The organism is Pseudomonas lactucae (assembly GCF_016937615.1).
Taxonomy (GTDB): Bacteria; Pseudomonadota; Gammaproteobacteria; order Pseudomonadales; family Pseudomonadaceae; genus Aquipseudomonas; species Aquipseudomonas lactucae.
On record NZ_JAFHKI010000058.1, the window covers coordinates 50,429 to 71,522 of the forward strand.

Annotated in this window: 13 protein-coding genes and 3 pseudogenes; 2 read left to right on the forward strand and 14 right to left on the reverse strand. The window is 60.3% G+C overall.

What is annotated here, in order from left to right:
• Positions 1 to 6: 6 nt before the first annotated feature.
• Complete coding sequence (locus JWR98_RS11815) at positions 7 to 1,524, reverse strand: CoA-acylating methylmalonate-semialdehyde dehydrogenase (RefSeq protein ID WP_205490107.1); 1,518 nt, start codon at positions 1,522 to 1,524, stop codon at positions 7 to 9.
• A gap of 124 nt (positions 1,525 to 1,648) precedes the next feature.
• Here JWR98_RS11815 and JWR98_RS11820 point away from each other — a divergent pair, with 124 nt between their 5' ends.
• Positions 1,649 to 2,596 (forward strand): LysR family transcriptional regulator, encoded by a 948-nt coding sequence (locus tag JWR98_RS11820; protein ID WP_205490108.1) that lies wholly within the window; start codon positions 1,649 to 1,651, stop codon positions 2,594 to 2,596.
• Positions 2,597 to 3,160: 564 nt separating this feature from the next.
• On the opposite strand, the gene JWR98_RS11825 is transcribed toward JWR98_RS11820, so the two are convergent.
• The 7 genes from JWR98_RS11825 to JWR98_RS11855 form a co-directional block, all read right to left on the reverse strand.
• Positions 3,161 to 4,195, reverse strand: coding sequence for a hypothetical protein (locus JWR98_RS11825; protein ID WP_205490109.1), 1,035 nt, complete (start codon positions 4,193 to 4,195; stop codon positions 3,161 to 3,163).
• 37 nt (positions 4,196 to 4,232) lie between these two features.
• A complete protein-coding gene (locus JWR98_RS11830; protein ID WP_225908676.1) occupies positions 4,233 to 4,661 on the reverse strand; it encodes a hypothetical protein in 429 nt (142 codons plus the stop codon).
• A 194-nt stretch (positions 4,662 to 4,855) separates the two neighbouring features.
• On the reverse strand, positions 4,856 to 5,146 hold the full coding sequence (locus tag JWR98_RS11835) for a hypothetical protein (protein ID WP_205490111.1): 291 nt from the start codon (positions 5,144 to 5,146) through the stop codon (positions 4,856 to 4,858).
• A gap of 157 nt (positions 5,147 to 5,303) precedes the next feature.
• Complete coding sequence (locus JWR98_RS11840; RefSeq protein ID WP_205490112.1) at positions 5,304 to 6,050, reverse strand: KilA-N domain-containing protein; 747 nt, start codon at positions 6,048 to 6,050, stop codon at positions 5,304 to 5,306.
• Positions 6,051 to 6,525: 475 nt separating this feature from the next.
• Complete coding sequence (locus JWR98_RS11845; RefSeq protein ID WP_205490113.1) at positions 6,526 to 7,134, reverse strand: hypothetical protein; 609 nt, start codon at positions 7,132 to 7,134, stop codon at positions 6,526 to 6,528.
• Positions 7,135 to 7,256: 122 nt separating this feature from the next.
• A complete protein-coding gene (locus JWR98_RS11850; protein WP_205490115.1) occupies positions 7,257 to 7,415 on the reverse strand; it encodes a YegP family protein in 159 nt (52 codons plus the stop codon).
• 165 nt (positions 7,416 to 7,580) lie between these two features.
• The gene (locus tag JWR98_RS11855) at positions 7,581 to 9,077 is read right to left on the reverse strand and encodes a tyrosine-type recombinase/integrase (RefSeq protein ID WP_225908677.1); all 1,497 of its coding nucleotides are present in this window, start codon (positions 9,075 to 9,077) and stop codon (positions 7,581 to 7,583) included.
• A gap of 47 nt (positions 9,078 to 9,124) precedes the next feature.
• On the opposite strand from JWR98_RS11855, the pseudogene JWR98_RS11860 reads away from it, so the two are divergent.
• Positions 9,125 to 9,259: pseudogene (locus JWR98_RS11860) on the forward strand (LysR family transcriptional regulator); the annotation flags it as partial.
• Positions 9,260 to 9,354: 95 nt separating this feature from the next.
• Here the strand turns inward: JWR98_RS11860 and yfiB are convergent.
• From yfiB to recC, 6 genes and pseudogenes are all read right to left on the reverse strand, one after another.
• Positions 9,355 to 9,846, reverse strand: a complete 492-nt coding sequence (gene yfiB, locus JWR98_RS11865) for an outer membrane lipoprotein YfiB (protein WP_078734656.1) — start codon at positions 9,844 to 9,846, stop codon at positions 9,355 to 9,357.
• 4 nt (positions 9,847 to 9,850) lie between these two features.
• A complete protein-coding gene (dgcN, locus tag JWR98_RS11870; protein WP_078734657.1) occupies positions 9,851 to 11,113 on the reverse strand; it encodes a diguanylate cyclase DgcN/YfiN in 1,263 nt (420 codons plus the stop codon).
• Positions 11,110 to 11,676: a regulatory sequestration protein YfiR gene (gene yfiR, locus JWR98_RS11875; RefSeq protein WP_003176091.1), complete on the reverse strand. Its 567-nt coding sequence runs from the start codon at positions 11,674 to 11,676 to the stop codon at positions 11,110 to 11,112. The genes dgcN and yfiR overlap by 4 nt, the downstream gene beginning before the upstream one ends.
• A 137-nt stretch (positions 11,677 to 11,813) precedes the next feature.
• Positions 11,814 to 13,883, reverse strand: a complete 2,070-nt coding sequence (gene recD, locus JWR98_RS11880; RefSeq protein ID WP_205490117.1) for an exodeoxyribonuclease V subunit alpha — start codon at positions 13,881 to 13,883, stop codon at positions 11,814 to 11,816.
• A pseudogene (recB, locus tag JWR98_RS11885) lies at positions 13,880 to 17,553 on the reverse strand (exodeoxyribonuclease V subunit beta). The gene recD and the pseudogene recB overlap by 4 nt, the downstream one beginning before the upstream one ends.
• Positions 17,550 to 20,998: pseudogene (recC, locus tag JWR98_RS11890) on the reverse strand (exodeoxyribonuclease V subunit gamma). The pseudogenes recB and recC overlap by 4 nt, the downstream one beginning before the upstream one ends.
• Positions 20,999 to 21,094: the final 96 nt, after the last annotated feature.

The window sequence follows — 21,094 nt, forward strand, 5'->3', positions numbered from 1 at the left end:
CCGGGTTCAGCGCAGGTTGATGGTGGTGTTGACGCCATCGTTGACCGTGTCGTCATCGAACCAGCGGCTGGTGACGGTTTTGGTCTGGGTATAGAACTGCACCACTTGCTTGCCGTAAGGCCCCAGATCCCCCAGCTTGGAGCCACGCGAACCAGTGAAGCTGAAGAACGGCACCGGTACCGGGATCGGGATATTGATGCCGACCTGGCCCACATCGATTTCGCTCTGGAACTTACGCGCTGCCGCCCCGCTCTGGGTGAACAGGCCGGTGCCGTTGCCGAACGGGTTGGCGTTGACCAGCGCGATGGCCTCGTCAAGGGTGTCGACTTCCAGCACCACAAGCACCGGGCCGAAGATTTCCTGGGTATAGATCTGCATGTCCGTGGTCACGCCCGAAAACAGGGTCGGGCCGACGAAGTTGCCCTGCTCGAAGCCCGGAACTTGAATGTCGCGACCGTCCAGCTCCAGCTTGGCGCCTTCTTTCACGCCGCTTTCGATCAGCTCCAGGATGCGTGCCTTGGCGCGCTTGGAAATCACCGGCCCCACGTCGGTACCGGCTTCGCTGCCCGCATTGACCTTGAGCTTTTGCGCCAGCGCCTTGAGGTCCGGCAACCATTGCTTGGACGCGCCCACCAGCACCACCACCGAGGTGGCCATGCAACGCTGGCCCGCCGCGCCGAAACCGGCACCTACCAGGGCGTTGAGCGTGTGTTCGCGATTGGCATCCGGCAGCACCACGGCATGGTTTTTGGCGCCCATCATCGATTGCACGCGCTTGCCATGTTTGCCGGCCAGGTCATAGACGTGGGTGCCGACCGCCGTCGAGCCGACAAAGGACACGGCCTTGATGTCTTTATGAGTACAGAGCGCATCCACCACGTCCTTGCCACCATGCACCACGTTGAGCACACCCGCCGGAACACCGGCCTCCAGTGCCAGCTCCACCAGCAGCAGAGTCGACAGCGGGTCCTGCTCGGATGGCTTGAGGACGAAGGTGTTACCGCAGGCGATGGCCATCGGGAACATCCACAGCGGAATCATCGCCGGGAAGTTGAACGGCGTGATGCCGGCGCACACGCCGATGGGCTGGCGCAGGGTGTAAGTGTCGACACCACCGGCGACGTTCTCGGCGAACTCGCCCATTTGCAGGGTGCCGATGGAACAGGCGTGTTCCACCACTTCCAGGCCACGGAAAATATCGCCCTCGGCGTCGGCAATGGTCTTGCCCTGTTCGGCGCTGAGGACCACGGCGATACGTTTGGAATGTTCGCGGATCAAGGCTTGCAGCTTGAGCATGATGCGCATGCGCGCGCCGATCGGCGTGAGCTTCCAGGTCTGGAAGGCGCGGTGGGCGGCGTCGATGGCGGCGTTGACTTCATCAGCGGTGGCGAACGGGACTTTGGCCAGTACTTGCTGGGTGGCCGGGTTGACGATGTCTTGCCACTGGGTGGTCTTGGACTCGACCCACTCGCCGTTGATCAGCAATTTGACCTGTTGTACGGAAATGTCGGCAGATGCGTTCATGGGGTCTCCAGAATCTTGTTGTTATACAGAGAGTGAATCGCCTTGAAGAATGAGGCGTTCGGTCGGTTTTTGGAGTATAGATGTGCAAATCTCTAATAAGAACGCACATAAAAGCCGGTCCAACATGCAAAAAAACATCACATCGCTGGGTTCCCTGAACTGGGATGACCTGAAGTTTTTCCTTGAAGTGGCCCGCACCCGCAAGGCCAGCGTCGCCGCCAAGCGCCTGGCGGTGGACTACACCACCGTGTCGCGACGCATCAGCTCACTGGAAGTGTCGCTCGGCACGCTGCTGTTCGAAAAATCCCGGACCAACGGCTTTGTGCTCACCGCCGAAGGCCAGCGTTTGCTGGGCTATGCCGAGTCCATCGAAAGCACCCTGCACATGGCCTGCGAGCAAGTCTCCGGCTCCGGCGTGGCGCTGTCCGGGCATGTGCGCATGGGCTGCACCGAAGGCTTCGGCAGCTTCTTCGTCACGCCGCAGTTGAGCCACTTCGTCGACACTTACCCGGCGATCTCGGTAGACATCCTGCCCCTGCCCCACTTCATCAGCCTGTCCAAGCGCGAAGCCGACATCGTCATCGCCCTGGAACGCCCGGAACACGGGCCCTACGTGTGCTGCAAACTGTGCGACTACAAACTGCAGCTGTATGCGACCCAGGACTACCTCGACCAGCACCCGCCGATCCAACGCCCGGCGGATTTGGCCGAGCATCCGTTTATCAGCTATGTGGATGACCTGGCGTTCAGCTCAGAGTTGCTCTACCTGGCCAACGTCGTGCCCGGCGCCAGTGCGAGCCTGCGCAGTACCAGCGTGATCGCACAGTACGTGGCGGCGCAGCAGGGTCGGTCGATGGCAATATTGCCGTGCTTTCTGGCGGCGCAGGACCCACGGTTGTTGCCGGTGCTGGGTGAGCAGATTGCGATCACCCGGCAGTTCTGGATGTACTGCCGGGAGGACTTGCGCAAGCTCAAACGGATCACCCTGTTGTGGGATTACATAAGAGAGGTCACTGAGCTTAATGGCCCGCTATTGCTGGGCGAAACGCGAGTCCAACGGTTCGTAGACTGAGAGCCTACAAGGCGTAAGGGAGACCTATCCTAACGGCGTCCTCAGGCCCTTGGCAACCGTTTGTGACAGCGGTTGGTACACGGTTTGTGACAGCGGAGTCATGACTTACAGTGGCGTACAGGCACACGATAGAGACCCCCACGCGCCCAGGCGATCCGTTACGCGCGCAGGGGCCTACGGGGGTAGGCGCGCAGGTTAGCTATGACAGGTGGTCTCACAGAAATTTCTTTCAGATCCTTAAAGAGCTCCCGACACGTCCGATATGACCTCTCCGACCAGTCCAGCGATTAGCTCGCCATGAGCGCAGCCATAAAGAACCGCTACGGTCCCGACCAGCTTCCATGTGGCTTTCGACATAGCGATAGCCTTGAGGACGGCCAACCATTGTTTCTTGGCGGCCATAGCGGTCTCCTACGTGAAGTCTGATAAAGAATGTGGGGCATTGCCCTGCACATTTTGCATAGCAACGCATTTCACATGGGCTGATCTGAAGGTCCATCAGTTTAGATAGGCGCTCAGGTCAGCCCACGAGGCCCATTACGGGCCCCATGGATACAGCGGGTGTTACGGCTTGGCGACCACGCGGGTGATCAGCGGGAAGTCTACGGTCTCGACCTGAAGTTTCTCGGTAGGGTCCGCCGGGTTTGCCAACTTGATCCTGACCTTGGCCTGAGCCATTACGTCAGCCACACCGCTCACCTCAAAGTCCCAGCCCTGTACGCCAGCGTTACGGCTCGCCAGGATCTTCCATACGTCGCCTTCTTGATCATGGCGGAACGACAGCGAGGCAAAGCCCTTAGGCAGCATGAAGACGCCACGATCAGACCCAGAATAGAACTGGGTGCGGCAACCCAACAGGTCCTCAATGGATTCGACACCGGCGCGCTGGGCAGCACGTTCAAGCATTGCCTGCTCGGTCATGTGCATCAGCAACACGAAGTCGCTCAGAGAGTTACCTACCGACTGGTTAATGCTCATGGTCAAAGCGTCGATCCAGTCCTCAGCACGATCACGCGGAGTGGTGCCCGCAATGGTGACCTCCTTGGCTTCGGTGCTTGGGGACTTAATGAGGATGTCCACAACGGTAGAACCACAGGCCTTCTCGAAGTCGGCCAGCATCTTGTCCATCATCTGCTCCATGCCGTTGCCAGTGAAGCCAGCAACAACGTGGGCATCCAGAAGGGTGAACCGGTGCGAGAAGAATGCAGCGGTATTGGTCGGCTCAGTGAAGATGAAGTCGCCCGCTACGGCCTCCCCTTTAGTGATCTTGGAGTGATCGTAGATCGACTGGCGCGGGTCAAACTCGACGTTGCGATTGACCATGTTGACCAGTTGAACGGGGGTCGGCTCGGTGCCCTTAGGGCGGAACTCACAGGGGATCGCATCGGCGGCGTTGTCGTGCCACTCGCCACCATTGAAGAATTCGTCCATGGCTTGGGTGATGACCTGAGCCAGGACACTTGAGTCAGTCGCCTGGGCGCCCATAGAGGCCTGGGTGGTGAACTGAAGGTTACCGCCATTGCCCCATACGGCGGTCTCATAGGAGGTCGGCGTGGTGTAGCGGTCGCGTTGGTCGCGGTGATCGGTAGATTTGGACATGAGATACGTCTCCTGAATAAGTTGAGAAAGGACAGGCTTAGTTGTTGTCGAGCCAGTTGCCAGACGAGAAGTCGCTACGACCATTGGCACTGCGGATAGCGCGGCCCATGTCTTGATACTTGCGCTCACGGTCTTCACGCTTGGCACGGCGACGCGCTTCGTCCAAAGGGGTGGACTCGTAGGACTTGAAGCGCTCTGCATGCTCACGAGCGTCTTTGAGGCGCTCTGCATGTTCACGCTCAGCGGTCAACTTGCGGGTCTCGATGGACCTCACGATGGCCGGGAAGGTAGCAGCGCTCAGACCAGCGTCCAGGTATTGGCTTACGATTGCCTCTTGGGCTGGCTTGCTGCTCCCAGCGGTGGCAATCAGGGTCGCCAGCATGACGCCCTCGGCATACGCACGAGCTACGACCTGACCTTGTACTTCAACGGTTTCAGGGGTTACGTTTTGGATATTCAGTTGCATGGTGTTGGGTCTCCTACATCGAGACATTGATTCATGGCCTTGCCGCATAGAGGCAACGTGACCAGATGGCAAGGAGTAGCCGCACGGGCCTCTCAAGGTCATGATCAATATCTTCTGGGTTTTGGTTGGTTGGTGCGATCACGGGGCTGTAGCTTGGCGGGTGTGATCCGGTGCCGATGGCGGACGGCGGTACGTTAAAGCGGGGAAGTGATCGGTTGGCCGGTCAGTGGGATTCGCATAGGGGCGCGCATTACTGCATCGAGGTTCATGCTGGTTGTTGTAGTGATGGACTCAACGAATGAGACCATGACCGGATTGGTCGCCTTCAGGTGTCCTATAAGTTTCTGGTAGTCCACTCCATATTCATCGTTAGTGATGACCTGTTCGCGGACATGCCAATCACGCCAGATTGTGCGCAGGGTGATCAGCTTTGTTCGACTTGAAGGGGACGTGAAGAATGCGTTGAGCTGGTCGGCAAAGGTCATGGAAGTTGCTCCCGCTGGTGATACGGGTAGCGCTGACGCTTACGGGCCTCCCGGTAGTAGTGAAGCCTCCGCTCAACGATGGCGCGACGTTCATCTTCAGGAGTCCCGGCGAGCATTAGTTTCAGAGTCAGGCAAAGTAGGTGGCGTTGGCGGTTACTCACTCGACCACCTTCTTCATCTTCTTGGCACGAGCATCAGAAGCCTTTTTACGGGCTCGATCAGCGATAGCGGTGTTGATTTCCATAGCTTTCCCCTGGAGCCAGGAGAGGCCTTTGGCGGTGACCCGGAAACCGTCATCGTTCCCGTGTTGAGTCGCGCAGTATTTGAACCAACCGCCCTCGAACCCACTCGCCTTTGGCTTAAGGATTTGACGGTACTCGGTGGGATGCTCCAGGCAAACAAACGCCTTGGTTTGGACCAGATAACGCTTAGCCAGTTGAGGCTTGGTCACCCCGGCCATACGGCAAGCTTCATTCCACGGAACTCCAATGCCAAGCAGGCGGCGGTCAACAAGGTCAACTTTGGGTGCCGCCGTAGCCAGCCGTGACTCTGCATCAGCGGCTGCAAGAAGAGCCATGCGGGCACTGAGGATAGAATCGTTACGCATAGCCACGAAAGCATGGATGACCATCAGATAGAAGTCAGTCGAGACCCACATGGCGTAAGCTATAGTCGCAGCCTCGGTTGCCATGGTCCCGCCGTTGTCGCCATGGACGATGTTGAAATTTCCACATCGGTGCAGCTCAGCCTGTACGGCGTTGTTCCATTGCCCCGGACGTTTGTTATCCGGCAGTGTCAGTGTTTTATGGATCCCGGTGAGACTCCACATTCCATCTTCATTCGGCTTGAAGGTTTGCCCCTCAATCACAATGGGCATCAGGTCGGCTTGGTTGGTGGTTAGCATAGTTGTCGTGTCCTTTTTGGTAGTGCCCTCCAGGTCGCACCCACCACCGAGCATCCAGACCCCGACAAAGGGACCCGGCGTGGCATGGAAGGCACTATCAGAAAGACTGGATGGATATAAGCCCAGCGACGGGCGTGTGTGACCAGGGAATGGCTGCTGATATTTATTTCAAAATAAACCGAGCTGTCCCTGTTATTGTGAGGGTTTTTAAATCCACTTGACGAACCGCTTATATTCCTTTAGGGAATCATGAAGTCCGTACCGGATGGGGAGACCCGTTGGCAGACCCAAAGGGGAGGGAGTTCCTTATGGGATCTTAAAGTCCACTCTATGAGTAGGGATTATTTTGCAAAATAGCAAATCCCTTCACCCTGGGTCACCTAACGCCCTTGGGGTCCTCAATGAGCACCCAGTGAGTTTTTACCCAAGACACGTAAAGAAGAGGTCATAAAGTTTTCTTTTATATTATCCGGCGTTAATTCGGAAAGGCCCGGAATAGAGCCTCCGCGTCCAATTCAGCCTTGATTGAAGGGTGCCGCTCAACGTAGGAGGCGATTCCATGAGCAGCATGTCGGGCAGCCTTGGCGATGCGCTGTGCGGTCCGTGAACTGATCTCGCTGGTCTTGCAGGCTTCAGTCGTGATCTCCGTAGCAAACAACGCACCGATGACTGCACGGGCCTTTACGTTGATCTTGCCATTCGTAACCCCGGCACTGGTGATGATCGACCCCGTGATGATGTGTTCGACCCACGGCAGTAGGTCAGGCACCGCAAGGAGATACATGTAGGCAGCTACTGGATTAGCAAAACTGGTCTTGGGTCTGCCACGGACTGACTTGGCTGGCTCGACAGCTTCAGCAGTTGGCTCAACCTTTGACAGGGTGACATTGCCATGGTCCGCCGCGAGGCGACTATCAGCCCTACGCTCAGCAGTCCAGGCTTTATACTGTGCCTCAGGATTCTTGGGCCGGACCATCTCGCTTTGAGTGATGACCTCGCCCGTGGTCGGATCGGCGTGAAGGATGTGCCCCGTCTCATAATCAACGTGACGGTGAAGTGGTCCGGGTTGAGTAAGCAAAGTCATAGGGTGCCCTCACAAGATCAAATTGGCGACCGTTGCGGCCACCGTGTTCTTGTGAGGGTTTTTGGATCTTCGTTCGCCCATGAAGGGACGCCGTACGGGCCGCCCTCCACTTGCGATGATTCTTACGAACCCTTGTAGCCGTTACGCTGAGCGTTAGAAACACAATCAACGCGATTTGCATAGCCTTGCGAAGAGGCCCCTACGATACGGCCATTAGGTGCCGTACGGTTCCAGCGCCACTCGCCAGCGTTGTCTTTATAAAAATCCCAAGTATCGTTCATGCTCAGCCACCTCTAATCAAAGCTAAAGGGCCAACTTCTTCCTTGTCGGAGAGACATCATGACCACACGATGAAACTTCAGCGTGCGAGAGCCAATATGGATCCAATGCTGGCCTTTTCAAGGCACTTGGCCACATCACAACTGTAAGTGTTTATGTCAAAGCTCTCATGGACACCGACCAAACATTCCACGGAGCATCTCCGCGATCACATCGACGGGGACGCCAGAACCGTATGTATCAAACGTAATAGTGCCAGACGCATGGCCCATGACCGCCTGGGCGTGGACTGTAGGAACCCCTTTGACCTGCATCAAAGACGCCAGAGCGTGACGCAGTGAATGGAAGGTCAGCCCCCCAGTAAATGAATCACCAAGTGCTGCGGGTATAGCTTGTTGGTTCGCCCATTCACCGGCTGTTTTGTAGCCAATCTGGGCTAACGCTTCTGACCCAGATAGCTTGCACGCCTCGACGTATCGTAGAAACGCCGCAAGGTCGAATCCATAGGCACCGTCAGTCAATGGCACCAGCCGCTCACTGCGCTTATTCTTGATGGATTTACCTTCACCGGCTTCGTTGATATGAATGACGGTAATGCCTGACTCAAGAGTCTGCACGTCACCTACAGTAAGCTGAGATATTTCATTCAGTCGCCCACCAGTAATGACACCGAGGCTCAGCAGCCAGCGCTTCCATGAGGTCTCTGGCAGCTTGTTCGCGTAATCCATCAACTGACCCACCTGCGCCTGGGTGAACGCCTTGCGGGTGGACTCAAGGCCCTTGGTGAGCTTGAGCTTCTTGTCATAGGTATTGACCAAGTGACCGTTGTCCTTCGCCCAGGTCAATACAGCCGATAGTTTCACCAGCAGCTTGTTGACCGTGGATGGCATACGACCATCGGACAGACGATCACGAAGGGCCACAAGGTCCTCCCTTGAGTGGCTCCGCAGGTCCAACCCACCCAGCGACGTGGCGAGTGTTCCGTGGCACACCTTGGTTTCCTTCAGGGTAGAAGCCTTCTGGTCCTGCGCACGGTCAGCCATGTAGAGAGCGGACAGGGCCTCAAAGGTAAGCTCAGGGGCACTTACAGATTGGGAGAGGGAGAGAGGCTCGTTTGCGGAGAGCTTCAAGCTGGGGTCAGTACGGCCCTCAAGATCCCTGATGATCCTAACCAGTGGCACAGAGTCACCCTGCAAGCGCATCTGGGCGGCGCTCATTACCTCACGGGCCTTGGCAACATGTTCATGCTGGTCAACGCTGAGAGGCATCGTAGCGGCGATCTCCGTTAGGTTTGTCCTAACGTCCTCATACAGGTCACCCCAGTCACGTAGTGAGTGAACATCGTGCGCACAGGCCAGAAGACCTTCAGCGACCCAGATCAGATGCTCACGTAATTCATTCCAAGACGCGTCAGGGTGGTCCAGATGGAAAGACTTAATGGTATCTGCAAGTCGGCGTGAAGCGTCCATAGCGGCCTTACGGTCAGTGGTCTTGAGGGAGACGGAAACAGTTTCAGTAGTGCTGCCTGTCCGGCGAAGGCGCAGATAGTAAACGCCGTTGCGTCGGTAGTGATAGAGCTTAGCGAGTCGTGTACGTGGGCTCAGCAAAGCCAGCGTATTTGTGACAGCACTTGTAACAGGGTAGAGCTTATCGTTGACCTTCATGGCGTTAGGGTCCCGTATTCATTGGGTGGAACCCTTACGTCCTGTAGTTCTGGATGTATTGCCGGGAGGATCTGCGGAAGCTGAAGCGGATTACGTTGTTGTGGGATTACATCCGGGAAGTGACGGAGCAGAACCAGGGGTTGTTGATGGGGGAGACGCGGGAGATGCGTTTTGCGGACTAAAGGCCAGCACACGGCGGTGTGAATGTGGGAGCACGTCGAATCGTCGCACCGCCCCACATTGGATTGCATTTCAGATTGGGGCGGGATGATTCCAGTCAGTCAGCAATCACCACGATCGACACCCGCCGATTCTCGGTGCGCCCTGCTGCCGTGTCGTTGGACGCCACCGGCTCGCCACTGCCCAACCCGCGCAGTTGGACGTTTTGTTCTTTCATGCCCACCCCGACCAGCACCGTTGCCACACTTTTGGCGCGGCGCAGGGAGAGTTGCTGATTGTAGATTTCCTTGCCCGAGGCGTCGGTGTGGCCGTCGACGCGCACGCGTTCGATGCCTACGCCCAGCAGGGCCTTGCCGATGCGCTGGACGATTTCGGTGCTGGGAGGGTTGAGGGTTTCGACGTCGCTGCCAAACAGCACTTTGCCGGACAGGCCGAACGCCCAGCCTTCGTCGGTAAGTTCGAAGCCTTGCTGTTTGAGGACGGCAACTTGCGCGGGCGTCAGGCCTTTGGGGGGAGGTGTCTGGCAGCCGCCAAGGGCCAGCAGTGCCACCAATAATGTGAAGAACATAACGCGCGCAATCGAGAACAAGGGATCAACTCCTGTGTTGAACATTGACGGCGGAATGCTCCGATTCCGCCGTTTGCTGGCCGCCCTGAGCAAACCGTTTGGCCTGGTACATCGCCGCGTCGGCGGCGTTGAGCAAGGCGCCGGGAGTGGCGCCATGATCGGGGTAGAGGGCGATGCCGATACTGAGGGAAGTCAATACCTGGGCGCTGCCGGGCACAGCGATGGGTGCGTCCATGCTGGCGATGATCTTGTCGGCGATGCGCCGGGCATCTTCGAGCGAGTGCAACGGCGCCAGCAGAATGGCGAACTCATCACCGCCCAGGCGCGCCACCAGGTCATCCTCACGCAACTGCGCACGCACGCGGTTGGCGACGGCGACGAGGACCGCATCACCGGCGGCGTGACCAAAGCTGTCGTTGATCTCTTTGAAACGGTCACTGTCGAGGTAAAGCACTGCCAGGCGCTCCTTGGCCTTGGCGGCGCTGCGCAAGGCACGGATCAAGCGGCCTTCGAAGAACGACCGGTTGGGCAGGCCGGTGAGGCTGTCGTGGTTGGCCTGGTGGGCCAGGGTTTCGTTTTCGCTTTGCAGATGGTTTTGCCAGACGCCCATCTCACCGAGCAAGGCGTTGAAGTCGCTGCCCAGATTGTCGAGTTCGGCAATGCGCGCCGGCGGTACTCGACGGTCAAAGTCGCGCTCGCTACGGGCGGCGTGGGCCACGGCGGCAAGGCTTTGCAGCGGCTCGGTGATGCCACGTAACAGGCGCCGCGCCAAGTGCAGGGCGACCCAGGCGCTGAGGGCGGTACAGACCAGAATCCCGGCCAGGCCACTGAGCAGGAAGCGCAGCAAGCTGCCGCCGTGACCGGTCAGATGAATGCTGCCGATGGCGCGGCCCTGGTGCAGGATCGGCTGGTTGATCGGCTGTTCGAGCAGGGTATGCGCCAGCGCCAGTTCGACCCGCGAGAGCATGCCGGTTTCCGGCCGTTCCCAGTTCGCAAGCAACTGGCCATTGGCATTGAACACCTCGGCTTCAGCCACTTCTTCGGTGGAGGCGATCAGGCTGAGGGCTTCGGTGGCGGCGGCGCGGTCGTTGAACACCACCGCCGCTTCCACGGTGTAGTTGATGGAGCGCGCGATCAGGTGCAGGTTGTGTTCGGCGTAGACCCGAAGCGCCAATACGCCGAGCAGCGTCAGGGACACGCTGGCCAGGATCACCGCCACCAGCGCCAGGATCAGGTGCCCTCGGCCGATCACGGAACGCAGGGTCGGTCGCGCTTTGATGGCGGTCATGGGACGGGAGCCCGACGACGTGACAGCTGCAACACGCTGGGATGAATGCGCACGCCGCTGCGCGCCACCGAGTCGAGGTTGACCTCGAACGACACTTGCTCATCGCCCACTCGCAAACAGAACAAACTGCCCACGGTGCACTGGTCGCCACCTTCGCTGATGCTGAGCACCGGATGGCCGATCAACGAGGTAAACAGGCGGCTACGTTCGTCATTGCTGAGTTTGCCGATGTACACCGCATCACAGGCGTTGGCGATATCGGGATGGTCGGCCAGCAGACGCCGCACCACCACCGCACGCCCAGTGGCTTGGGTGGTGCCTTTGATCAGGTCATCGGTGTATTGCGTGGGGCCGACGATGCACAGGTGCAGTTGTTCGGGTTCCACCGGCCAGCGGGCATAGCTGAGAATGCCGAGCACCACCTGGGTCACCGCCTGGGCGCGCTGATCCGCAGCGCTCGGCGCCTCGGCAAACGCGCACGGTGCCAGCAGGCAGAGAATCGCCACCCGCAACACGCGTCTCCAGCTCAAGCTACGGCCTACAGGCGAGACAGCCACGTTCATGCAGCGATTCTCTTCGATCTTATCGGAATGATGCCGCAACGATAGCACACGGCAAGAAAACCCCGTGAGGCGCCACCTCGAAGGGTCCTGCTATTTTTTCAGAAAATGCCCACAACTCAACCAGATTAAATGACCATTCAATCAGCTATTCCCGGCTCCTGACCCAGCTCCAGCATCAACCCACTCAATCGCTTGACCTTGCGCCGCACGGCCTCCTCAAACACGCCGCCACGCGGTTCGATCAGGCTGAACCAACGCTTGGCGCGGGTGATACCGGTGTAGATCAGCTCTTTGGTCAACACCGGATTCAAAGCATCCGGCAGGATCAGCGCGGTGTGGGTGAACTCCGAACCCTGGGATTTGTGCACGGTCATGGCGTACACGGTTTCTACATCGTTGAGACGGCTGGGCAAGACAAACCGCACGCCGCCCTGGCCATCGTTACGCGGGAACGCCACGCGCAGCACCTGGGGGCCGCCATCGCTTTCGGGCAATTTGAGGGCGATGCCGATATCGCCGTTCATCAGACCCAGGCCGTAGTCATTACGGGTCATCAGCACCGGGCGGCCTTCGTACCATTGCTCGTCGCCCTCGATCAGTCGCACCTTGCGCAAGGCCGCCGTAATGCGCAGGTTCAGCCCTTCCACGCCCCAGGGGCCTTTGCGCACGGCGCAGAGCAGCTGGAATGCATCGAAGGCTCGCAACAATTGTTGCGCCCAGTGGGTCCAGGCAAGGTCTTCGCGCGGGGTTTCGAGCGCGGGGCGCGTGCTGTGCAACAGGTTGAGGTAGTAGCGATAGCCCTCGGCACCCTCGCCCTGCCCGTCCAGCACCAGACGTTCCAGGGCGTGGTCGTGCTCGCCCTTGAGGCTGACGCAGAACAGGTCGCCGTGGGTGCGCGCGGCCAACAATTTGCGCGCCTCTTCTGCGTTCTGCTGGTTGACCCAGCGCGCCAGTTGACCGATACCGCTGCCTTCGCCGAAACGCCGCGAGTAACGCAGCATCACCACTTGCTGGGCCAAGGGGTGACTGCCATCGATGTCTTCGTGCAGGCCGCTGGCACTGAGGTCTTCACCGCTGACGGTTTGCAGCCATTGGCGGGTGTGGGGGCTGTACCAGCCGGCTTCGGCGTCGCGGCACAAGTCGCCGAGTACGGCACCGGCCTCCACCGAGGCGAGCTGGTCCTTGTCACCCAGCAACACCAAGCGGGCATGGGGCGGCAACGCGTCCAGCAGGTTGGCCATCATTTCCAGGTCGATCATCGAGGCTTCGTCCACCACCAATACGTCCAGAGGCAACGGGTTGCCCAAGTGATGGCGGAAGTGCCGGGTGCCTGGACGGCTGCCCAGCAAGCGGTGAACGGTGGTGACCTGGGTCGGGATTTTGTCCTTCACGCTTTGCGGCACTTTGAGCGACAGCACTTGTTGGCTGATGGACTCGGTGAGGCGTGCGGCGGCTTTGCCGGTAGGCGCGGCCAGGCGAATGCGCAACGGGCTGCCGGCCTCTACAGCGGGCGCCTGCAACAGCGCCAGCAAGCGCACCACGGTGGTGGTCTTGCCGGTGCCGGGGCCACCGGTGACGATGCTGAAGGCACCTCGGGTGGCCAGGGCGCACGCGAGCTTTTGCCAGTCGATCACCCCGTCGGGCGCCGGTTGGTCAAACAGGCCGTTCAAGCGCTGGGGCAAGTCGGTGGTAACGGTTTCCCGGGTCGCCAGGCGCTGGCGTAACGCGGTGTCGATGCGTCGCTCGTAGGTCCAGTAACGGCGCAGGTACAGGCGTTTGCCGGACAGCACCAGCGGACGGCTTTGTGCGCTCTCGTTACCATCGACCGCCAAGGCGACCAATGGACTGGCGGCCAGGGCATGGCACCAGTGGGCACCGTCCAGACCGTCGAGCAATTGCGAGGGCTGCAGCATGGCGCCGGTGTGCAGGTCGCCTTCGGGTGGCAAGGACAGCGCAAAGTCCGGCGCCTTGAGGGTTTCGAACAGGTCGAGGCACACATGACCGTGGCCCAACTGATGACTGGTCAAGGCCGCCGCGAGCAGAACCAAGGGGTCGGCCTGCGGGTCGAGTTCGTGCAGGAAGCCGACAAAGGCCTTGTCCAACGCCCGCAGCCAACCGCGGTCAACCCATCGGTCAAGCAATTGCACCAGGTCGGTGGCGCGGCTCAGGGGTTCCAGTGCCTCAAGCGGTAGCGGCGACAGGCTCATAACAGCACTCCTTGTTCCCAGGCGGGCTCAACCTTGGGAGGGATGGGCTTGCCCTGAAACAACAGGTCGAGGCCTTCGATCAATTCCCGTGGCGGCCGGGTGAAATACGCTCCCCGGCTCGCCGATTGGGTGCCACGCAGGAACACATACAGCGCACCGCCGATGTGGCGATCGTAGTCGTAGTCCGGCAGGCGGGCCTTGAGCTGGCGGTGCAGGGCCAGCAGGTAAAGTACGTATTGCAGGTCATACCGATGCTCGAGGATCGACTGCTCCATGGCCTCCAGCGTGTAGGCCGAATCATCAGGACCAAGCCAGTTGGATTTGTAGTCGGCCACGTAATAGCGGCCGTCGTGTTCGAAGGTCAGGTCGATAAAGCCTTTGAACATGCCGTTAAGCAGCACGGACTCGGCGGCGACCCGGGAGACCCCGTGATGGGTGTACTGACACACCAGTTTGTCGAGGGCGAGCACGTCGACTTTATGGCTGGCGAACCAGAATTCCATTTCGACCTGGTACCGCTGCAGGCTGCTGAGGGCGACGTGAGTGTTATCCACCGGCAGCGGCGTTTGCAACAGATGGCCCAGCCAATCGCTTAGGGTGATGATCCAGCCTTCCCAGTTGCGACGATTGCAGCGGGCACCTACGGCGTTTTCGATGGCCGGCGGCGTCGCGTTGAAGCCTTCCTCGCCCGCCCACTCCAACAGGCCGTGGAGGAAGGTGCCGGGGTTGGGACCGCGTGGGAAACGATGTATATCGCCGCCGGACGCCGCCACTTCACGCGGTGCGTCGGGGTCGAGGCGTTCGTCATCGAACAGTTTTTGCGCTTGCGGGCTTTCCGGCGCTTCGAGGTTGGCGACGCTCATGCTGTCGCCAATGCGCAAGGCGCTGTAGGACGCGATCCACCAATTCTCGGCGGCCTTGCGCTTGGGCAATAACGGCGCGAGCAAGGTGGCCTGGTTACGCGGCGGATGGAACACGCTGTCTTGCGCTTCGGGTACGTGGGCGTAGTGGATGGCCGGGCAGCCTTGCTGCAGATCCAGCAGCCAGCGTGCCAGGCCGGCGGGTTCGCCCAGCGATGCTCCACCACCGAGCAAGTAGCCGAGCGCCGACAGGTGCAACACCGAACTGTGGGTGTTGCCGCGCTTGAGGTCGGCAATTCCAAGCCAGCAGGCGTGCTTGGCGCGGGTCAGGGCGACGTAGAACAAACGCAGGTCTTCGGCCAGACGCTCATCGTCCGCCTGGGCGATCAACTCGGTGGTGGGGCGCAGGCTGACTTGGGATTTGCCGTATTCATCGTGGTAGTGCAGCGGCAATCGGCTGCCATCTACCGGCTTGGCCGAACAGATGAACGGCAGGAAGACCAGGTCGTACTCCAGGCCCTTGGACTTGTGGATGGTCACTACTTTGACCAGTTGCTCATCGCTTTCCAGGCGCAGGATCTGTTCTTCGCCGGCCTGGCCCGACAACGCCAAGTGCTCGGCGAGATGGCGGATCAGCGCCTGTTCGCGTCCAGCTCCGAGGCAGCTTGCTGTAACAATTCGCTGAGGTGCAACAGGTTGGTCAACACGCGCTCGCCGTCACTGCGGGCGATCAGGGTTTGCGGCAACTTGAAGTCGTGAAGCAGGCGACGCAGCATCGGTAGCACGCCTTGGGTCCGCCAGATGGCGCGGTAGCCGCGGAACTGCATCACGCGCGATTCCCACGCCAGTTCGTCCTGGTTCAGACGCTCCAGTTCCGGCAGTGACAAATCCAGGGTGACGCAGGCCAGGGCGGCACGCAGTGGGCGTTCGACATCCGGTTCGGCGCAGGCCTTGAGCCAGGCCAGCAGATCGTGGGCTTCCTGGGCGGCGAATACCGAATCCTTGTCGGACAGGTACACACTGCGCACGCCACGGGCGGCCAATTCGGCGCGCACGGCTTGGGCTTCCTTGCCGTCGCGTACCAGGATGGCGATGTCCGACGGCAGTACGCCTCTGAAGCTGTCGTCCGGTTGCCGGAAACCGGCCTTACCCTGTTGGCCGCCGTTGAGCAACTCGACAATCTGCGTGGCGCAGGCCGCGGCCAGTTGTTGTCGGTACACCGCGTTGGACACAGGTTGGTCGGTGGGCAGGTGCCAGAGGTTCATCGCCGGCAGCGTTTGGCCGTCGACCTGGAGTTGTTCCTTGCGTCCTTGGGACAGCACCGGCTGGAACGGCACTGGGTTATCGCCATTGGGTTCGCGGAAGAGGAACGCACCGCGGCCGGTTTCGGCGCGCTGGAACACATGGTTTACCGCCTCGACCATGGCGTGGCTGGAACGGAAGTTGGTGCCCAGGGTGTGGTGGCGGCCGAGCGTGGATTTACGAGCACGCAAGTAGGTGTAGATGTCGGCGCCACGGAAGGCGTAGATCGCCTGCTTGGGATCACCGATCAGGAACAGGCCGCTTTCGGGGTGGTTTTCGTCGATGCGGTAGATACTGTCGAAGATGCTGTATTGCACCGGGTCGGTGTCCTGGAACTCATCGATCAGGGCCACCGGGAACTGTTCGCGGATCACGCTGGCCAGACGCTCGCCGCCGTCGGCTTGCAGGGCGGCGTTAAGGCGGGTCAGCATGTCGTCGAAGCCCATTTCGGCGCGACGGCGCTTTTCTTCTTCAAAGCGCTTGCCCACCCAGCCGGCGGCGTGTTGCAGCACGGCGGCATCGGGGGTCGGCAGGGCATCAAGACTGGCTTTAAGGCTGGCCATGGCGTCGATGCCGGGGTGCTGCGGCGGGTCGCCCTTCCAGGCTTCGGCCATGCCGTCGGGGGTGAGGCGACTGAAGCCAGTGCCGATGTCGAGGTGTTCCAGGGTTTTGTCCGCGGCCCAGAGGCTGATCTTTTCGAACCAGGGTTCGAAGTAACGAGCTTGCATCTTGCGCCCGTCCACTGCTTTGGCGGCCACGGCCTGCAGACAGATATCGCGCAGTTCGGCGGCCCATTGCTGCCAGGGCGCCTTGATGTTGATCAGCGCTTGGCGACGTTCTTGCAGGCAGGCGTTGATCAGCTCGGCGGGCTCACGGGCTTCATCCGTGGGCCGCTCGCTGCCGAACAATGCGCGCACCTTCGGCATCAGCGCGGCCGGGCCGCCCCAGTTGTTGCGCACCCAGTTGAGCGCGTCGTCGTGCATCGGGTAACAGAACAGCCGCCAGTAGTCGCGCAGCACTTCGCCCAGCAGGTCGCTGTGGTCGGTTTCGAGGGTCTGGGTAAACAGGCTGCCACTGTCGAACGCGTGCTCGCGCAGCATGCGCTGGCACCAACTGTGGATGGTCGAGACGGCGGCTTCGTCCATCCATTGGGCAGCGATATCCAGGCGGTTGGCGCAGGCGGGCCATTGTTCGGCAGGATATTCCTCGCGCAGATCAGCGATCAGCGCATCCGGTTGATCGATTTCGTCGCGAAAAAACCGCGCGGCTTCGGCCAGGCGAATGCGGATACGTTCACGCAGCTCCTTGGTGGCGGCATCTGTGAAGGTCACCACCAGGATTTGCGGAGGTAGCAGTTCGCGACCAAAACCGGACGATTCACCGCCGTGGCCAAGCACCAGGCGCAGGTACAACGCAGAAATGGTAAAGGTCTTGCCAGTACCGGCGCTGGCTTCAATCAGCTGGCTACCTTTTAGCGGGAACGCCAGGGCCAAGGGTTTGCTGCTCATGCGCCGGCCTCCTCGCCTGTGAGTGATCGCCAAGGGGCGTTGATCAGTGGGCGATACAGGGTTTCGCACCAGCCTTCGAATTCTTCGCTGGCGACCAGGGCTGCGTAATCGGGAAATTGGCGGGTGAGCGCCGCAGATTCACGCCGCTCGCCGTCGGTAGTCAGGCCATCGCCTTCGTAGGCTTTGCTCGCGGCGGCGTGAGCTTTGGCCGGGTCGGTTTGGCTGAGCCAGGCGAAAGCGGTTTTGACGGCTACCGGCAGCGGTTTTTGCATGCCGTGTTGCCAGGCCAGCAGCAGGTTGCCAAGGGTTTCCTGGGCGGCGGATTGATCCAGCGGGGCCAACAGCAAGGTGTCGTCGCTGGCCACCAGGCCGGTGCTCAGCGGCAGGCCGCAGGCGCAGGCCACCACATGATTGACCCACGGGCGAATCAGGCGGTGCCATTTGCGGGCCTTGATCGAACCGATGCTGTTGGGAATGGTAGTGACGCTTAGCAATCCGCCATCACCGCGTCGATGCAGGCCACTGACCCAGCCGTCCAATGCAATGCCTTGACGCTCGAAACTGATGGGTTCGGCACCCGTATGCGGGGTTGGCCAAAGGGCCAGCAGTTGTTGGTAACGTTGCAGCAGATCGGGCAAGGGCTCAATCAGTTCGTTACGCAGGCACTCGCCGAAACCGACCATCGGCAGCAGGCCACTGCCTTGCAAACGCAAGGCTTGGGCGTTGAGGGCCTGGTCGAGATCAGCCGGCTGGGACAGCGCTGCGTTCAATAGGCTGTCGCTCAGGCTATAGCGTTGCAGAGCATCGAGGACGAAGGGCTCTTCATCGGCCAGGGGTACGTCGGCCGCCTCGAAAAATACTTTCAGGCGCTGGCTGAAGAAGTGTTTGACCGGGTTGCGCAGGAAGTCTTGTAGCTGGCCCAGGCTCAGGGGCTCTTCCTGTTGATGCGGCGGTAATTCATCTTCTGTCGGGACGGCATCCACCGCCTCGTGGAGTAACTGCCACTCGCGGGCGTAACTGAATAATGCGTCACCTTCATGGAAGTAACGGGCACTGAAAGGCTGGAGCGGGTGTTCCTGGGTCATTGCGTCCAGCAGCGGCTGTTCTTGCGCGTTATGCCAGCCGCTGGCGAGATGGTCGCGCAGTTGACCAATCAGTACCGATGCCGGGCGTTCGCTGTTATCGCGAATGCTGCGGCCGACCCAGCTGATATAGAGCTGATCGCGGGCGGACAACAGGGCTTCGAGCAGCAGATAGCGATCGTCCTCACGGCGGGAACGGTCACCGGGGCGGTAGTCGCTGCCCATCAGGTCGAAATCCAGCGGCGGTTGCGCGCGTGGGTAGTCGCCGTCGTTCATGCCGAGCAGGCAAACGAGCTTGAAGGGGATGGCGCGCATGGGCATCAGCGTACAGAAATTGACAGCACCGGCCAGGAAGCGTTGAGACAAACGGCCCTGGTCCAGCCCGGCCAGCCAGGCTTCGCGGACGACGGTGAGCGGTAGCTCGTCCTGCAAGCCAACGGATTCGCAGGTTTCCAGCCAGGTTTCCCGGAGTTGTTCGAGTTGGCCCAGCAAGTAGTCGTCGTGTTCGCTGCTGGGCAGAAAGAACAGTTGCATCAGGCGTTGCAGACGTTCGCCCCATTCCTGCGGGGCGGCCGGTTGGGAGAAGGCTTGATGCGCGTCATGCAAGGCGTCGAGCAAGGCCACCAGGGGGCCGATCAACGCCGCGTCGAGGCCGCCGATTTCATCGTAGGGTTCAATGCCGTTGCAGGCGACGCCGGTACCGACGGCATACCCGAGAAGCATGCGGCGTAGGCCAAATCGCCAGCTGTTTTGTTCCAAGTCTCCCGGCAGACCGAGGCCGGCGCGTTGTTCGGCGTTGAGCCCCCAACGGATGCCAGCGCCTTCGATCCAGCGGTGCAGCGTGGGCAGGTCGCGCTCCTTGATGGCAAAACGCTCACGCAGCGCGGGAACGTCGAGCAGGTCAAGAATCTCACTGACTGGGAAGCGGCTATCGGGGAGTTTGAGCAAATGCTCAACAGCGATCAGCAAGGGATCGCGACCGCGTTGGCCCTGGTCGGTCAGGGTGAAGGGAATGAAGCGCGGATCGCTTCTGTCCAACTGGCCGAACACTGCGCGAATGTGCGGCGCGTAGCTGTCCACATCGGGGACCATGACGATGATGTCCCGCGGGCGTAGCGCAGGGTCGGCGCTGAAACGCTGGAGCAGTTGGTCGTGAAGAATCTCCACTTCGCGTTGGGCGCTGTGGGCGATGTGGAAGCGCACTGATGTGTCATGTTCCAGCTCAACAGCGGGCCAGCGTTCACGTGTCTCATTGAGTGGGCGCAACTCGAGGATATCGTCCTGGAGTTGATTGAGCAGTGAGGTGGGTTCGCTGTCACTGAACAGGTCGATGCGCCCATCGCGAAAGGCGGCGCGATAGCTGTTGGGGTCATCGTAGCTGTCCAACAGGCTGATGTAGTCACGACCTTGTTTGCCCCAGGCGGCCAGCAGCGGATGAGCATGCTGGTGCAGGGTTTGTGGGTCGAGGGTGACCGGCATGCCGGCCTTGCGCGCCTGGCGTTTATATTCGTTACGCAGCAGGTCTTTGTCGGCAACGATGTCGGACCAGTGATGGCGACAAGGGTTGTGCACGCACAGCAGCACTTGGCTGAAACGGGCCAGGCCGGCCAGGGCTTCCAGGGCTTGGGCGGGTAGCGACGAAATCCCGAAAACGATCACGCGAGAAGGCAGACCACGAGGAGCGTCCTCAAGGGTATTGATGCGTTCGATAAAGCGTTGGTGAACGCCGGCACGGCTTTCGGCCATGCCCTCTTCACCGACATCCAGCAGGAGCGCACGCCACAATTCGGCCTGCCAGCAGTTGGCTGGGTCGAGGGGCTTGGATTCGCCTCGGCCATTGCGCAATTGGTGCGCCCGGCCGCCCAATCTTCCAACCAGTCGGCGCGATAGACTTGGTATTGGTCGAATAGATCCGCCAGGCGCTCGGCGAGTTGATAGCGCTTACGCAGGTCTGTGTCGCTGGTGAGGAAACGCTGCAGCGGCTCGAAGTGCGGCTGATTGATGAGTTCCGGCAGCAGGCGCATCAGACGCCAGGTGAGCGGGGCTTTGTCGAGCAGGGACTTGGGGGGGATCTCATCACGGCCCAGGACCATGCGATAGAGCTGCCACATGAAGCTGCCGGGCAGTTGCACGTCGATGGCTGCGGCGATGCCGCAGCCACCCATGTCGTCGTCTTGCGGGTCTTCGGCCAACGCCAGTTTGAGCCATTGGGCAATGCCATTGCTTTGCACCAGAGCAATTTCGTTTTCCAGGGGCGCCAGTGGATAACGACGCATCCAGCTCACCACCAGGCTGCGCAGTTCGTCCAGGCGGTTGCCGTGAACCACCATGAATCCAGGACTGAGGGACGTCGCATCCGGCATAACGGCTTCCTTGGGAAAAGCAAAATCGAGGCATGGACTTTAGCACTGAAGGCGCCTGCGATGAGCGTCCCGACAGTTTCCGAGCGCCCAAAACAA

What these genes read in the sequence shown, in the direction of transcription:
- JWR98_RS11815 (WP_205490107.1), bottom strand. Translation starts at nt 1,524, where the DNA reads ATGAACGCATCTGCCGACATTTCCGTACAACAGGTCAAATTGCTGATC.
- JWR98_RS11820 (WP_205490108.1), top strand. Translation starts at nt 1,649, where the DNA reads ATGCAAAAAAACATCACATCGCTGGGTTCCCTGAACTGGGATGACCTG.
- JWR98_RS11825 (WP_205490109.1), bottom strand. Translation starts at nt 4,195, where the DNA reads ATGTCCAAATCTACCGATCACCGCGACCAACGCGACCGCTACACCACG.
- JWR98_RS11830 (WP_225908676.1), bottom strand. Translation starts at nt 4,661, where the DNA reads ATGCAACTGAATATCCAAAACGTAACCCCTGAAACCGTTGAAGTACAA.
- JWR98_RS11835 (WP_205490111.1), bottom strand. Translation starts at nt 5,146, where the DNA reads ATGACCTTTGCCGACCAGCTCAACGCATTCTTCACGTCCCCTTCAAGT.
- JWR98_RS11840 (WP_205490112.1), bottom strand. Translation starts at nt 6,050, where the DNA reads ATGCTAACCACCAACCAAGCCGACCTGATGCCCATTGTGATTGAGGGG.
- JWR98_RS11845 (WP_205490113.1), bottom strand. Translation starts at nt 7,134, where the DNA reads ATGACTTTGCTTACTCAACCCGGACCACTTCACCGTCACGTTGATTAT.
- JWR98_RS11850 (WP_205490115.1), bottom strand. Translation starts at nt 7,415, where the DNA reads ATGAACGATACTTGGGATTTTTATAAAGACAACGCTGGCGAGTGGCGC.
- JWR98_RS11855 (WP_225908677.1), bottom strand. Translation starts at nt 9,077, where the DNA reads ATGAAGGTCAACGATAAGCTCTACCCTGTTACAAGTGCTGTCACAAAT.
- dgcN (WP_078734657.1), bottom strand. Translation starts at nt 11,113, where the DNA reads ATGACCGCCATCAAAGCGCGACCGACCCTGCGTTCCGTGATCGGCCGA.
- yfiR (WP_003176091.1), bottom strand. Translation starts at nt 11,676, where the DNA reads ATGAACGTGGCTGTCTCGCCTGTAGGCCGTAGCTTGAGCTGGAGACGC.
- recD (WP_205490117.1), bottom strand. Translation starts at nt 13,883, where the DNA reads ATGAGCCTGTCGCCGCTACCGCTTGAGGCACTGGAACCCCTGAGCCGC.